General features: G+C 72.7%; 11 protein-coding genes. All 11 read right to left on the reverse strand.

The genetic code is table 11. From position 1 onward, the window contains the following. Window positions 1-174 precede the first annotated feature (174 nt). The 11 genes from ftsZ to IBX62_09365 all read right to left on the reverse strand — a co-directional run bounded on the left by ftsZ (window position 175) and on the right by IBX62_09365 (window position 14,228). Window positions 175-1,242, reverse strand: a complete 1,068-nt coding sequence (ftsZ, locus tag IBX62_09315; protein ID MBE0477282.1) for a cell division protein FtsZ — start codon at window positions 1,240-1,242, stop codon at window positions 175-177. 273 nt (window positions 1,243-1,515) lie between these two features. Further along, window positions 1,516-2,214 (reverse strand): FtsQ-type POTRA domain-containing protein, encoded by a 699-nt coding sequence (locus IBX62_09320; protein MBE0477283.1) that lies wholly within the window; start codon window positions 2,212-2,214, stop codon window positions 1,516-1,518. Window positions 2,215-2,446: 232 nt separating this feature from the next. After that, window positions 2,447-3,367 carry a UDP-N-acetylmuramate dehydrogenase gene (gene murB / locus IBX62_09325; protein ID MBE0477284.1) on the reverse strand — a complete coding sequence of 307 codons (921 nt, stop codon included), beginning with the start codon at window positions 3,365-3,367 and terminating at the stop codon, window positions 2,447-2,449. Beyond that, the gene (locus tag IBX62_09330; GenBank protein ID MBE0477285.1) at window positions 3,358-4,704 is read right to left on the reverse strand and encodes a UDP-N-acetylmuramate--L-alanine ligase; all 1,347 of its coding nucleotides are present in this window, start codon (window positions 4,702-4,704) and stop codon (window positions 3,358-3,360) included. Before IBX62_09330 ends, murB begins: the two co-directional genes overlap by 10 nt. Before the next feature lie 74 nt (window positions 4,705-4,778). Continuing rightward, window positions 4,779-5,909, reverse strand: a complete 1,131-nt coding sequence (murG, locus tag IBX62_09335; protein ID MBE0477286.1) for an undecaprenyldiphospho-muramoylpentapeptide beta-N-acetylglucosaminyltransferase — start codon at window positions 5,907-5,909, stop codon at window positions 4,779-4,781. Then, window positions 5,821-7,056, reverse strand: coding sequence for a putative lipid II flippase FtsW (gene ftsW / locus IBX62_09340; protein ID MBE0477287.1), 1,236 nt, complete (start codon window positions 7,054-7,056; stop codon window positions 5,821-5,823). The genes murG and ftsW overlap by 89 nt, the downstream gene beginning before the upstream one ends. Further along, window positions 7,049-8,461 carry a UDP-N-acetylmuramoyl-L-alanine--D-glutamate ligase gene (gene murD / locus IBX62_09345; GenBank protein ID MBE0477288.1) on the reverse strand — a complete coding sequence of 471 codons (1,413 nt, stop codon included), beginning with the start codon at window positions 8,459-8,461 and terminating at the stop codon, window positions 7,049-7,051. The genes ftsW and murD overlap by 8 nt, the downstream gene beginning before the upstream one ends. A 5-nt stretch (window positions 8,462-8,466) precedes the next feature. Continuing rightward, entirely contained in the window at window positions 8,467-9,510 is a 1,044-nt protein-coding gene (locus tag IBX62_09350) for a phospho-N-acetylmuramoyl-pentapeptide-transferase (protein ID MBE0477289.1), read from the reverse strand. Then, window positions 9,500-10,918, reverse strand: coding sequence for a UDP-N-acetylmuramoyl-tripeptide--D-alanyl-D-alanine ligase (locus IBX62_09355; GenBank protein MBE0477290.1), 1,419 nt, complete (start codon window positions 10,916-10,918; stop codon window positions 9,500-9,502). Before IBX62_09355 ends, IBX62_09350 begins: the two co-directional genes overlap by 11 nt. Next, window positions 10,912-12,417 (reverse strand): UDP-N-acetylmuramoyl-L-alanyl-D-glutamate--2,6-diaminopimelate ligase, encoded by a 1,506-nt coding sequence (locus IBX62_09360; protein ID MBE0477291.1) that lies wholly within the window; start codon window positions 12,415-12,417, stop codon window positions 10,912-10,914. Before IBX62_09360 ends, IBX62_09355 begins: the two co-directional genes overlap by 7 nt. After that, window positions 12,414-14,228 carry a penicillin-binding protein 2 gene (locus IBX62_09365; GenBank protein MBE0477292.1) on the reverse strand — a complete coding sequence of 605 codons (1,815 nt, stop codon included), beginning with the start codon at window positions 14,226-14,228 and terminating at the stop codon, window positions 12,414-12,416. Before IBX62_09365 ends, IBX62_09360 begins: the two co-directional genes overlap by 4 nt. Window positions 14,229-14,319: the final 91 nt, after the last annotated feature.

Genomic DNA, 14,319 nt, shown 5'->3' on the forward strand with positions numbered 1-14,319 from the left:
CCGCCGGCGCCTCCCGCGCCTCCCGCGGCTCCGCCGCCTCGCGGCGAGGAACCCCCCTCCCGGGAGTAGGGTGCCCACGAGCACACGAAGGCCCCCGCACCGGCACGGCGCGGGGGCCTTCTCGTCTCGACGGACGCCTTCGCGGTCTCCGCGGGCGGCCGTCGCACGTACCGGCTAGACCGACCGCTTCTTCAGGAACGCCGGGATGTCCAGCTCGTCCTCGGGCAGCGGCTCGAACGCGGGGACCTCGACGCCCTCGGACTCCTCGAACTCCATCGCCTGCTGACGGCGCCGCCCTTCGAAGCCCGTGGCGATCACGGTCACGCGGATCTGGTCCATCATGGAGTCGTCGATGACCGCCCCGAAGATGATGTTGGCGTCGGGGTGCGCCGCGGCGGCGACCACCTCGGCCGCCTCGTTCACCTCGAACAGCCCCAGATCGCTCCCGCCGGCGATGGAGAGCAGGACTCCCTGGGCACCCTCGATGCTGCTCTCCAGCAGCGGGCTCGAGATGGCGGCCTTCGCCGCGTCGTGCGAGCGGTTGTCCCCGGCGGCCAAGCCGATCCCCATGAGGGCGGAGCCCGCGTCGGCCATGATCGTCCGCACGTCCGCGAAGTCCAGGTTGATCAGGCCGGGCACCGTGATGAGGTCCGTGATCCCCTGGGTGCCCTGCCGAAGGATGTCGTCCGCTATCCGGAACGCGTCCAGGATCGAGGTCTTCTTCTCCGCGACCTGCAGAAGGCGGTCGTTCGGGATGACGATGAGCGTGTCCACTCCGTCCCTGAGGCGCTTGATGCCCTCCTCGGCCTGCAGCGCCCTCTTGCGGCCCTCGAACGCGAACGGGCGCGTGACGACGCCCACCGTCAGCGCGCCTATCTCGTCCTTCGCGATCTCCGCGATGATCGGCGCCGCTCCAGTGCCCGTGCCGCCGCCTTCGCCGGCGGTGATGAACACCATGTCGGCGCCCTGCAGCGCCTCCTTGATCTCGCCGCGGTTCTCCTCCGCCGCCTGCAGACCCACATCCGGATCCGCCCCCGCTCCGAGACCCTTGGTGAGATTGACGCCGATGTGGACCTTGTAGTCGGAGTCGGACATCAGCAGAGCCTGCGCGTCGGTGTTGACCGCTATGAACTCCACGCCTTTGACGCCGGCCTCGACCATCCGGTTCACGGCGTTCGTCCCGCCGCCGCCGATCCCGACGACCTTGATGACCGCGAGGTAGTTCGCCCCCGTCTCGAGCATCTGTGCCCTCCCTGACCGCGTCCGCAAAGGCGAACTATCAGCCTTTACTTTAACGTTAGGTAATGACCCCAACGGTCAATCTTTGCATAAACGTTATCGCTCATGCAACCCCTGATCCGGGAAAGGTTCCTCGCCCCGTGCCCGCCCTCAGGGCCGACCAGCGCCGGCGCTGAAGGACGCCGCCGGACGGTCAGCGTCACGGGTGAGGGGTAGGTGATGCCGCCGGCGGTCCCGCGGCTTGCCAATGCGCCGGCCCCCTCGCCTCGGCTCCGCCTATCCGCCGGTCTCGAGACCGCGCCACGTCGGACGGTCGACCGTCCGCACGTTGATATACACCACCTTGCCGCGCTGCTCTTCCAGGATCCTCCTCGCCAAGAGGTCCTTCCGCTCCAGGTCCTCGGCCGACCCGATGAAGATCTCCACGTCCTCGTACGTGTACAGCGCGGTCTTGTCGACGGTCGACGCGGAGACCGCTCGTACCTCCGCGCGAAGCTCCGCGCTCATGCCGCGGAGAACGCGCAAGGCGTTGTCCAGCGCGTCCGAGTCCAGGCGCACGCCGGGCCCGGCTTCGATGCCGGGCACGTCCCGCACGACCGCCAGCGCCGACGTGTCCTCGGCCGAGCGCTCTCCCAGGACGACGCCCTCCTCGTCCACCAGCCACAGCGTCGCGCTTCCCTCGTCGATGAGCGCGGCCGGCACGCGCTCCTCGACGGTGATCCGCACCGTATGCGGAGGACGGCGCCGAACCCGCGCCTCGGCGATCCACGGCTCGGCACGCAACCTCTCCTCGATCTCGGAGTTCCGCACGCTCAGCACCGTCACGCCGGCGGGCACGGCGGCGATCTCGCGGACGCGGTCCTCGCTCAGGTGCGACGCCCCGACGACCTCGACGCGGTCGACCGACAGCAACGGCGAGCGGTACAGCCACGCCCCTGCGGCGAGCACGGCGCCCACCGCCACCAACGCCGCCACCACCCTCGCCGCGTCCCGGCGGCGTCGCCGGACGTGCCGCCGCCGGCGCTCGGCGCGCTTGTCTCTCGCGACGGTGCTTCGTCCCTTGGAGCCGGGCTCTCGGCGGGCGCCCTCCGAGCGCGCTCCCGAAGCGCGCTCAGTCGCGCTGCCGGCGGGACGGGGAGCGTCCTGGCCCCTGGCCTTGCCCTCGGGCAGCCTGACGCGGCGCGCGTGCTCGGTGCCTATCCGGACCTTACGCCGGTCCGTCGAACCTCCCGAGGAACCTGATCTCCGGTTCGAGCCTGATGCCATGAGCGTCCCTGACGGCCTGACGTACCTTCACGATGAGAGCGGCTACGTCGGCGGCCGTCGCGCCGCCGTCGTTGACGATGAAGTTCGCGTGCACCGGCGACACGAGCGCGCCCCCGACGCGGGCGCCCTTCATGCCGGCCGACTCGATGAGCCGCCCCGCCGAGTGGCCCTCCGGGTTGACGAACACGCTCCCGGCCGAGGGCACGCCGACGGGCTGGCTCGCCTTGCGCCGGGCGAAGCCGGTCTCCATGCTGTGGCGGATGCGCCCGCGGTCTCCCGGTGTGACGCGCAACCCGCCCTCGACGATGATACCGCGACCGCGCAATCCGCTCGTTCGGTAACCCCACGCGATGTCGGCGCCGCTCAGCCGCAGCAGCCCCTCGCCCGGCTCGAAGAGCGTGACCGACTCGACGATGGCGCCGATGCACCCCTCGCGCGCGCCTGCGTTGCCGACCAGCGCACCGCCCAGGGTGCCGGGGATGCCGACGGCGAACTCCAGGCCGGCCAGTCCGCGGGAGAACGCGTACTGCACGAGGGCGGCGAGCGTGCATCCCGCGCCCGCCTCCATGCGGTCCTCGGTCACGGTGTGGCGCCGGAACTCGCGGCCGAGCACCAGCACCGCGCCCACGTACCCCTCGTCGGAGACCAGCACGTTGGAGCCCTTGCCGAGCACGACCCAAGGGGTGCCCTCGTCGGCCAGCACGTGCAGCGCCGAGGACAGTTCGCCCAGCGTGTCGGTCACCGCGTAGATGCTCGCCGGTCCACCGATGCGGAACGTGGTGTGGCGGCTCATGGGCTCGTCCGAGCGGACCTCGCCGGCGAGCGCGGCGCGCAGCCGATCCGTGGCCTCCCTCAGGAGCATGCCGCGGCTGCCTCCCCGCCTCCGAGCTCGCGCAGGAGCTCCGGTCCCAGCGTGGTCACGTCGCCGGCGCCCATGGTCAACACGAGGTCGCCGGGCAGCACGGATGCGGCCACGAAGCTCGCGACGTCTCCGCGGTGCGGCAGGTAGGCCACCCGCGAGCGCGGGCGCGCGCCGAGCACCGCGTCGAGCACCGTCTTGCCGCTCACCCCCGGGATCGGCGACTCGCCGGCGCCGTAGACGTCCATCAGCACGACCCGGTCCGCCGCCTCGAACGCCTCGGCGAACTCGCGGCCCAGAGCGGCGGTGCGAGAGAAGCGGTGGGGCTGGAAGACCGCCACCACCCGCCGGTAGCCGCCCTCGCGGGCAGCGGCCAGGGTGGCGCGCACCTCGGTGGGGTGGTGAGCGTAGTCGTCCACGACCGTGACGCCCGCCGCCTCGCCGAGGCGGTCGAACCGCCGCCGGACCCCGGTGAACGCCGCGAGCGACTCGGCCGCCGCGGAGAGGTCGACGTCGAGCACCCATGCCGTGGCGAGGGCGGCGGTCGCGTTGAGCACGTTGTGCATCCCGGGCACCTTCGTGACCGCTTCGGTCCTCTCGCCGCCCGGCACCCGCAGCGTGAACGCGTAACCCTCGCCCTCCCGGCGCATCCCTTCGCATCGCACGTCGGCGTCCTCGGCGGTCCCGTACGTCACCGCGCGCCGCCCGCACGCCCTGGCGACCCGGACCGCGCCGGCGTCGTCCGCGCAGGTCACGACGCAGCCGTCCTCGGAGGTCTTGGACAGGAAGGCCACGAACGTCCGGCACACCTCCGCGAGGTCGGCGTAGTGGTCGAGATGGTCGGCTTCCACGTTCGTCACGACGGCGACGCGGGGGTCCAGGAACATGAACGAGCCGTCGGACTCGTCGGCCTCGACAACGTAGTGACGGCCCTGGCCGCAGCGGGCGTTGGCGCCCATGTCGTTCAGCTCCCCGCCGATAAGGAAGGTCGGGTCGGCCCCGGCGCCGTCGAGCATCTTGGCGATCATCGAGCTGGTGGTCGTCTTGCCGTGGGTGCCGGCCACAGCCACCGTCTGCCGGTCGCCGGCGAGGTGAGCGAGCATCCTCGCCCTGGGCCACACCGGGAGGCCGCGCCTTCGCGCCTCGGCGAGCTCGGGGTTCGTCTCGGGGACGGCCGAGGACACCACGACCACGCGGGGGTCGCCGAGGTTCGACGCGGCGTGCCCGAGGAACACGCGGACGCCCGACTCCGCGAGCGTGCGCAGGTACCGCGAGTCCTTCAGGTCCGACCCGGTCACGCTCGCACCCCGTGCGGCCAGGACCCGCGCGATGCCGCTCATCCCCGCGCCGCCCACGCCGATGAAATGGGCGTCGACCCTCTCCGCGCTCGCGGCGCCCGGTAGCGCTGGCTCGATCACTCGCCCTCCGCCCTGCTCCGTCGCCGCGTGCGGCCCGCGGCCGCGCGCGCCATCTCCGCCACGGCCTCCGCGGCTCGCGGCCTTCCCAGCGCCGCGGATGCGTCCGCCATGCGCCGCCTCTCTCCCCCGTCGGCCAGCAGCCGCTCGACCGTCTCCGCGAAGAGCGGCGAGTCCAGGTCGGCGTCCGCGACCGCGACGCCGGCCCCGGCCGCAGCGACCGCACGCGCGTTCAACGTCTGGTGGTCGTCCGTGGCGTACGGGTACGGCACCAGCACGGCCGGCTTGCCCGACGCCGTGACCTCGGCGATCGACGTCGCCCCCGCCCTGGCGATGACGAGGTCCGCCGCGGAGAGCGCCGAACCCATGTCGTCGATGTAGTCGAGCACGCGGTACCGCTCCGGGTCCCCGCCGCGCTGCGCGAGCTTCTCCCTCACGGATGCGGCCCCAATCCTACCGGCGGCGTGCATCACCCGCAACCGCGGCTCTACCATCAGCCTCTCGTATAGGTCAAGCATCGCGTCGTTCAGGTGCCTGGCCCCTCTGCTCCCGCCGAAGACGAGCAGCACGAGGTCGTCATTCGTATACCCAAGGGAGCGCCGCGCCTCCTCCCGCCGGGCGGCCAGGACGGACTCGCGCACCGGGTTGCCGGTGACCGAGGCGCGCTCGGGCCGCGCCAGGAAGGGCACCGAGCCGGGGTACGTGACGCCCACCGCCGCGGCGAAGCGCGACAGCAGCCGGTTGGCCAGACCCGGGACGGAGTTCTGCTCGTGCAGCACGAGCGGCGTACGGGTCGCCGCGGCCGCCAAGCCCACTGGTATCGAGGCGTACCCGCCGAACCCCACCACCACGTCGGGCCCCCACGACCGCACCAGTCGCCTCGCCCGGACCGTGGACGCGGCGAGCACCCCGAGCGCGATCGGCAGCGACAGCGGCGCGGAGCGGTCGAAGCCCCGGGCCGGCAGCGCCGTGAACGGCACCTCGGCCTGCGGGACGAGCGCGGCCTCGAGCCCGCCGGGGGTGCCGACGAACAGCACCTCGTCATGCCCGCCTTCCAGCAGCCGCGCGGCCACCGTCAGTGCCGGGTAGACGTGCCCGGCGGTACCGCCCGCGCTGAGCAGGTAGCGCATCGTGGGACCTCTCCCCTTCCGGTCTGACCCGTCGCCCCCGGCCGGCGCATCCGCGCCGGGCGACCGAGAGCACGACACCGACGCACAACAGCGTGAACGTGAGCGACGAGCCTCCGTAGCTCACCAGTGGCAGGGGGATGCCCGTGACCGGCATGAGCGCGGTCACCGCCGCCATGTTCATGACCGCTTGGGCGACGATCATGGCGGTCAGCCCGCCGGCCAGCAACCGGCCGAACCGGTCCCGCGTACCCATCGCGATCCGGAACCCCGCGTACGCGAACACGCCGAAGGCGCCCACGACGCCCAGGCTCCCGAAGAGCCCCAACTCCTCCCCGATGATCGCGAGGATGAAGTCCGTGTGCGCTGCCGGCAGGTAGAAGAACTTCTGGTCGGACATCCCCAGTCCCACGCCCGTCGGACCACCCGAGCCGAACGCCAGGAACGCCTGGATGGTCTGGTAGCCGTCGCCGCGGGGATCCGCCCAGGGGTCGAGGAACGCGACGAACCGCGCCGCGCGCTCGGCGTTCGTGAAGACCGCCAGCGTGCACAACGACGCGCCCAGCGCGCCCATCGCGGCCAGATACCGCTTCCTCAGGCCGCCGAGCAGGAGCACCAGGTAGACCGCGGCGACGAGCGCGATCGTCGTGCCGAGGTCGGGCTGCGCCATGATCAGCACCACCACCGGCACGACCGCCAGCGCCAGGCGCCCGAACAGGTCCTTGTCCGCGAGCCGCCCCGCGCACCACGCGGTCAGCAGTGACGCCGTCACCATGACGACCGCCGCCTTGGCGTACTCCGAGGGCTGGATCGTCAGGCCTCCCACGACCGCCCAGCGCGTCGAGCCCCACTTCCCGATGCCCGAGACGAGAACCGCGAGCAGCCCCGCCGCCGAGGCGCCCCACAGCACCCACGAGTACCGCTGCAAGCGGTGGAAGTCGATCCGCTCCAGCACCAGCATGAGCACGAGGCCCGCCGCGGCCGAGGCGGCCTGCCGCTTCACGTGGTACGCGCTGTCGCCGAGCCGCACGAAGTCCGCCGCCGACGACGCGGACCAGATCATCACGAGCCCGAGGACGACCAGCGACACGGTGGCGCCCAGAAGCAGGTACCGGCCCTGCGGGCCGCCGGCGTAGGCACGCTCAGACATCCCGCTCCCCCTCGGACAGCGCGCGCACCGCGTCCGCGAACGCCTCCCCGCGCTCGGCGTAGCTTGAGAACTCGTCGAATGACGCACAGCCCGGCGCGAGGAGCACGACGTCACCCGGGTCGGCCGCCGCCGCGGCCCTGCCGACCGCCTCGGCGAGCCTGCCGGCTCGCTCGACACGCACGTCCAGGCCCTCGAAGGCGCGCGCGATCTCGTCGGCCGCCTCGCCGAAGAGCACTGCGGCGCGGGCGTGCGCGGCCACCGCCCGCGCCATCTGTCCGAAACCCGTCCTCTTCGGGTACCCGCCCAGCAGCGCCACCACCGGCCGGTCCTCGAAGGCCTCCAACGCCTTGACGACGGCGTCCGGGTTCGTGGCTTTCGAGTCGTCCACGTACTCGACGCCGGCGACCACGGCCACCGCCTCCAGCCGGTGCGGCACCGGCCGGAAGGTCCGCAGCCCCTCTCGCACCCCCTCCGCGGTCGCCCCGGTCTCCGCCGCGGCCGCCGCCGCTGCCAGCGCGTTGAGCACGTTGTGGCGTCCCGGCAGCGGCAGCTCGTCGACTGGGATGAGACGCACCGGGCCTTCCGGGGAGTCCAGTGCGAGATCCCCGTCGAGCAGCCCCGCCCCTCCGGCGTGCCACTCGCGCAGGCTCACGCGGCACACCCTCACCCCGCGCGCGGCGACCTCGTCCGCGTACGGCGCCGCCCCGGGGTCGTCGACGACCACCACGGCGAAGTCGTCGGGCCCCTGGTTCGCGAAGACCCTCGCCTTGTCCGCCGCGTAGCCGGCCATCCCGTCGTGCCAGTCGAGGTGGTCGGGCGTTATGTTGAGCAGCACGGCGACCCGAGGACGGAACGCCGCGGTGGCGGCGAGCTGGAACGAGGATACCTCGGCGACCAGCACCGTGGCTTCACCCGCGGCCTCCACCACACTGATCGGGGGCGTGCCGATGTTGCCCACCGTCTCCACCGGCACCCCGGAGCACGCGAGCAGGTGGGCCGCCAGGCACGTCACCGTCGTCTTGCCGTTCGTGCCGGTGACGGCCACCCACGGGGAGCGCGAGCGGGCGAAGGCGAACTCCACCTCGGACACGACCGGCACCCCGAGCGCCGCCGCCGAGCGCATGAGCCGGCTGGACGGCGGGATCCCGGGGCTGGCGACGACCAGCTCGGCCGGCGGCGCCTCCGCCGCTCCCAGGGCCACCTCGACGCCCAGCGCCCTCAACTCGTCGGCAGCGGCGCGCAACTCGCCGGTGTCGGCCTCGTCGACGACCGAGACCGCGACCGGCTCGCCGGTCGCGGCACGCGCGGCGAGGTAGCGCGCCGTCGCGCGGCCCGAGCGCCCCAGGCCGAGGACGAGGACGCGCCGCGCGCGCTCGTCGGCGCCGCGCGCGACCGGACCGCCCATCCCGCTCACCTCCTCACCGTGGCGACGAAGTACAGCGCGAAGCCCGCGCCGGCGAGGATGCCGGTGACGATCCAGAAGCGCACCATGACCTTGGTCTCCGACCAGCCGATCATCTCGAAGTGGTGGTGGATGGGCGCCATCCGGAAGATGCGCCTGCGCGTGAGCTTGTAGCTCGCGACCTGCAGGATCACCGACAGCCCCTCGACCACGTAGATCCCGCCGATGACGACCGAGAGCAGCTCCGTCTTGGTGACGATGGCGAGCGCGGCGATCGCGGCCCCCAGGCCGAGCGACCCCGTGTCGCCCATGAAGATGTCGGCGGGGTGGCTGTTGTACCACAGGAACCCGACGCACGCGCCGGCCACCGCGGCGGCGAAGAGCGCCACCTCCAGGTGGTCCTGGCGGAACGCGATGCCCGCGAAGGCCAGCATGACGATGGTGACGGTCCCGGCGGCCAGGCCGTCGAGCCCGTCGGTGAGGTTCACCGTGTTGGAGAACGCGATGATCATCAGGAACAGCAGCCCGACGTACGCCCAGGGCACCTGGAGCGCCATGTCGCCGACGTGGAACGTGCTCGTGAAGAACCCCAGGTCGATCGGCTGAAGGAGCGGCAGGCTCACCTCGCTGCTGATCCCGGCCCAGTTCACGGCGAGCAGACCGAACGCGAGCGCGACGGCGGCCTGTCCGAGGATCTTCGCCCGGGGACGCAGACCCAGCGAACGCTCGTTGATGACCTTCGCGTAGTCGTCGATGAAACCCAGCACCCCGCACGCGACCATGACGAGCAGCGCCAGCAGGCTGCGGCGCTCGACCGCCTGCATGATGAAGTACACCGCGGCGGCGACCAGCAGGATGAGCACCCCGCCCATCGTCGGCGTCCCCTGCTTCACGAGGTGCCCCTGAGGGCCGTCGGCGCGGATCTGCTGGCCGATGTTGCGGAACCGAAGGAGCCGGATCCACAGCGGGAAGAGGGCGCCGGCGATCACCAGGGCGGTGACGGTCGTGAAGAAGACCTGGTATGTGGGGTAGAGCGCGAGCCTACCGAACATGCGGCGTCACGATCCCCTCCACGACGCGCTCCAGTCCGACCGATCGCGACGCCTTGACCAGCACCAGATCGCCCGGCTCGACCACGTCGTCCAGGACCTCGGAGGCCTCCTCCACGGTGACGCACGGCCGGACGGCGTCGGGGTCGACCCCGGCGGCACGGGCGCCGTCGGCGATCCGCCGCCCCTTCTCGCCCACGGTGACGAGCACGTCCACCGCATGCCGGGCGATCTGCTCGCCGAGCTGGAAGTGCGCGAGCTCGGTCAGCGAGCCGAGCTCGGCCATGTCGCCGAGGACCGCTATGCGCCGGCCCTCCGTCGTCATGTCGTCCAGGGCCTGCAGCGCCGCGCGCATCGACGTGGGGTTCGCGTTGTACGCGTCGTTGACCACCGTCACGCCGCTCGCGCTGGTGAAGACCTGCATCCGCATGTCGCCCGGGGACGCGCAGGCGAGCCCCTGTGCCGTCTCCTCGACGCTCAGACCGAGGTCCAGAGCGACGGCCGCGGCGCCCAGGGCGTTGTAGACGTTGTGGCGTCCGCACACGGCCAGGACCACTTCCGCTTCGCTGCCCCGGGCCGCCAGCGTGAACGAGGGACACCCCTCGGCCGAGACGGCGACGTCCAGCGCGCGCACGTCGTTGTCCTCGCCCAGCCCGTACATGACGACCGGTGCGGCGGCCCGGGCCGCCAGCGCGCGCGACGCGGCGTCGTCGCCGTTGAGGTAGACGACGCCGGTCAGCGGCACCGCCTCCACCAGCTCGCCCTTGGCCTCCGCGACCGCCTCGGCGCTGCCCAGCAAGCCGACGTGGCTGACGCCGACGTTGGTCACGAGCCCGTGCGTCGGGCGCGCGGTCTCGCAGAGGCGCGCGATCTGACCCGCGCCCCGCATCGCCATCTCGATCACGACCGCCTCGGTCTCGGCCCCGGCCGCGAGCAGCGTCAGCGGCACGCCGAGCTCGTTGTTCTGGTTCCCCCGGGTCGCCACCACGCTGAACCGCGCGGTGAGAGCGGCCTCGATGAGGTCCTTCGTGGTCGTCTTGCCTGTGGAGCCGGTGACGCCGATCACCGGGCACATCAACCTGTCCCGATGGTGCGCGGCGAGCGCCTGGACCGCGGCGAGGGCGTCGGGCACGAGCACGAGCGCGGGCTGCTGGTGACGGCCCGTGGCGACGGAGGCCGCCCGGACGACGTCGTCGTCGCGGGTCACGACGAGCGCGCGCGCTCCCCGCGCCACCGCCTCGCCGAGGAACGCGTGCCCATCGGCCCGTTCCCCGCCGAATGCCACGAAGACGGCGCCGGGCTCCACGTCGCGCGAGTCGATCGCCAGGCCGTTGACCATGACCGAATCGGGCCCGGAGACCAGCTCTCCGCCGGTCACCTCGAGCATCGTGGGCAGATCCAGCCTCAGCACAGTCTCCCCAGCTCCTCCCGCGCCACCTCGCGGTCGTCGAAGTGGATCGTCCTGTCCGCGAAGACCTGGTAGTCCTCATGACCCTTGCCGGCTATCAGCACGGTGTCTCCCGGCTCCGCCGCCGACAGCGCGTGGCGGATGGCGCGGCGACGGTCGACCTCCGCGACGTACGCCGCGCCGGCAGCGCGAAGACCGTCCTCGATCTGCAGGATGATGCCCACCGGGTCCTCCGAACGGGGGTTGTCGCTCGTGACCACCACGAAGTCGGCCAGCCGCCCCGCCGCCTCGCCCATCAGCGGCCGCTTCTCCGGATCGCGGTCCCCGCCGCATCCGAACACGGCGAGGACCCTGCCGGCGGTCACGTCCCGCACGGCGGCGAGGGCCTTCTGCAGGCCGTCGGGGGTGTGCGCGTAGTCGACGAGCACGCCGAAGGGCTGGCCCGCTTCCACGCGCTCGAGCCTGCCGGGCACCTGCCCGGCGGAGGACAGGCCGCGCGCGACGTCCTCCCCGGTCACGCCCAGCGCCAGCGCGCATCCGGCGGCGACGAGCGCGTTGGAGACGTTGTACGCGCCGGGCAGCGGGAGGTCGACCACGTGCTCGTGGCCGCCAGCGAGCAGCGTGAACACCGTCCCTCGGGCCCCCGGGCGCTCGCAGACCGCCCGTACGTCGGCCTCGGGGTCGCGTCCGACCGTGACCCCCCCGCGCTCCGCCGCCACCGCCGCGCAGTAGGGGTCGTCCACGTTCAGCACGGCCGTTCCCACCTCGCCGTCGGTGAAGAGACGCTTCTTGACGGAGAAGTACTCCTCGATGGTGTGGTGGAAGTCCAAGTGGTCCTGGGACAGGTTCGTGAAGGCCGCCACGGCGAAGCGCACGGCGTCGACGCGGTGCAGGTCGATGGCATGCGACGACACCTCCATGACCGCGGCGTCCGCCCCATCCGCGGCCATCTCCGCCAGCAGCCGCTGCAGGTCCGCCGACTCCGGGGTGGTGCGCGCCGAGACCAGCCGCCGGCCGCCGACGCGCGTCTCCACGGTGCCGAGGAGCCCGGGGTTCCGTCCCGCCACCCGAAGGATGCTCTCCACCAGGTAGGTCGTCGTGGTCTTGCCGTTCGTGCCCGTCACCCCCACGACGTCGAGGCTGCGGCTGGGGTGACCGTGGACCCGCGCGGCCGCCAGGGAGAGGGCGGGCCGCGTGCGCGGCACCACCGCCTGGGGCGCGGGCACCCCGAGGGGCCGCTCCACGACGAGCGCCGCGGCGCCGTGCGCCAACGCGTCCCCCGCGAAGTCGTGGCCGTCGTGATCGAATCCGGGGATGCAGAAGAACGCCTCGCCCGGGCGCACCGCGTCCGAGCGGTACGCTATGCCGGTGACGGGCGTGTCGGCATCGCCGAGGAACTCGGCGACGCTGTCGGCGAGCAGCGTGCGTAGGGTCGTCGGTTCCACGTTCACCACCGGGACGGGACGGACGATACTAGCATACCCCGCTCCCGCCCCCGTCATGGCGACGCACCCGTTGACGGACCGTTCCGCCCGGTGCGCTCCCGCCCGGCCTCGTCCGGTCCTCCCGGTCCAGCGGCGCCCTTCTCCGCCGCCGCCGTCTCGTCCGCGCCGGTCGGCGGGATCCTCAGGTGCCCGGCGGCGAAGCGGGCGATCTCCGCGAAGGCGGGCGCGGCCACCACCCCCCCGTAGATGGCCTTCCTCGGCGTGTCGACCGTCACGACGATCAGCAGGCGCGGGTCCTCGGCGGGCAGGTAGCCGCAGAACGAGCCGACGTGGCCGCCGCCCGCGTACCCGCGCCCGTCCTTGCGCGCCTTCTGGGCGGTGCCGGTCTTGCCCGCCACGGTGTAACCCGACACGCGAGCGGCGTCCCCGGTGCCCTCGGTCACGACGGCCTCGAGGACCTTGCTCGTCTTGGCCGCCGCCTCGGGGGACAGCGCGCGGCGCTTCTCCCCCACCGGCATCTCGTCCGGCCGGGCCGGCACGTCGAGCAGCAGGTGCGGCGTGACCAGCTCTCCCCCGTTGGCGATCGCGGCGAGCGCGCGGGCGAGCTGGAGCGGCGTCACGGAGACGCCCTGCCCGAACGGGATGTTGCCGATCGAGCTCGCGGACCACTGCGAGACGGGCGGCAACCACCCCTTGGCCTCGCCGGGGAAGTCGATACCCGTGCGCTCCGTGAGACCGAAGCGTGCGAACTGGTCGTACAGCCCCTGCTCACCGAGGGCCTGCCCCAGCTTCACCGCGCCGACGTTGCTGGAGTTCGTCACGATCTCGGCGAGCGTCCAGCGGACCGTCCCGCGCGGGTGCGACTCCTTGATCGTGCGGCCGCCGAGCTTGAGCGTGGGCGGGAGCTCCAGGACGGAGTCCGGCTCGAGCAGCCCCTCTTCCAGTACGGCCGCGGCCGTGAGCGACTTCACCGTCGACCCCGGCTCGTAGGTGTCGGTCACCGGGCGGTTCCGCAGGGATTGGGGCTTGGCCCGCCCATAGCGGTTGGGGTCGAACCCCGGGGTGGACGCGAGAGCGAGCACCTCGCCGTTGCGCGGGTCCATGACCACGACCGAGCCGCTCGCCGCCCTCCACTTCTCGACGGTCTCGGCCAGCCGTAGCTGCGCCTCGTACTGGATGTCCTTGTCGATGGTGAGCACGAGGTCGGAACCGTCCACAGGCTCCTCGCGGCTGATCAGCCCCCCCGGGATCGGCCGACCGAAGGGGTCCCGTTCCGCGATGAGGCGCCCCGGGGTGCCGGCCAGCAGCTCGTCGTATTGCTTCTCGATCCCCGCGAGGCCCATGTCGTCCACCCCGACGAAGCCGAGGATGTGGCACGCGAGCTCGCCGGACGGATAGCTGCGCTTGGAGTCCTCCAGCAGGCCCACGCCGGCGAGCTGCAGGTCCTCGACGGCCGAGGCTCGCTCCATGTCCACCTTGCGCTCGATGTAGACGAAGCCCGTCTCCTTGCCCAGGCGCCGCTCGTACTCGGCCGCGTCGCCGCCGAGCGTCTCGGCCAGCGCCCGAGCCGTGCCCTTCTTGTCCTCCACCAGGTACGGTGTGGCGAAGACCGTCCTGGCATCCGTCGTCACGGCCAGCTGCTCGCCTTCGCGGTCGAGGATCGCGCCGCGCTTCGGCGCGAGCTCGGTCTCGCGCAGCCGCTGCTGCTCCGCCAGCTCGGCGAACGCGGGTGCCGCGACGGCCTGCATCCAGACCAGCCGTCCCGCGACGACCACCAGGACGAGCCCGAAGACGGCCAGGAGGGCGGGGAACCGCTCCCCCGCCCCGCCGTTCCTCCTCGGGCCGCACTTTCGAAGGGGGCGGCCCATCGCTCACCGCGCGGACGCGAGGCCGACGTCGCCCACGAGCAGGGCCTGCGCCTCCCCGGCAGCGACGTCCACCGCCGCCCCCAGGAGGCCG

Source organism: Coriobacteriia bacterium, assembly GCA_014859305.1.
Classification (GTDB): domain Bacteria; phylum Actinomycetota; class Coriobacteriia; order Anaerosomatales; family Kmv31; genus Kmv31.

Bases quoted from the DNA above. Each gene is read 5' to 3' on its own strand.
- IBX62_09365 (MBE0477292.1), bottom strand. From the start codon at position 14,228: ATGGGCCGCCCCCTTCGAAAGTGCGGCCCGAGGAGGAACGGCGGGGCG.
- IBX62_09330 (MBE0477285.1), bottom strand. From the start codon at position 4,704: ATGAGCGGCATCGCGCGGGTCCTGGCCGCACGGGGTGCGAGCGTGACC.
- IBX62_09350 (MBE0477289.1), bottom strand. From the start codon at position 9,510: ATGTTCGGTAGGCTCGCGCTCTACCCCACATACCAGGTCTTCTTCACG.
- ftsZ (MBE0477282.1), bottom strand. From the start codon at position 1,242: ATGCTCGAGACGGGGGCGAACTACCTCGCGGTCATCAAGGTCGTCGGG.
- IBX62_09360 (MBE0477291.1), bottom strand. From the start codon at position 12,417: ATGACGGGGGCGGGAGCGGGGTATGCTAGTATCGTCCGTCCCGTCCCG.
- murG (MBE0477286.1), bottom strand. From the start codon at position 5,909: ATGCGCTACCTGCTCAGCGCGGGCGGTACCGCCGGGCACGTCTACCCG.
- ftsW (MBE0477287.1), bottom strand. From the start codon at position 7,056: ATGTCTGAGCGTGCCTACGCCGGCGGCCCGCAGGGCCGGTACCTGCTT.
- murD (MBE0477288.1), bottom strand. From the start codon at position 8,461: ATGGGCGGTCCGGTCGCGCGCGGCGCCGACGAGCGCGCGCGGCGCGTC.
- murB (MBE0477284.1), bottom strand. From the start codon at position 3,367: ATGCTCCTGAGGGAGGCCACGGATCGGCTGCGCGCCGCGCTCGCCGGC.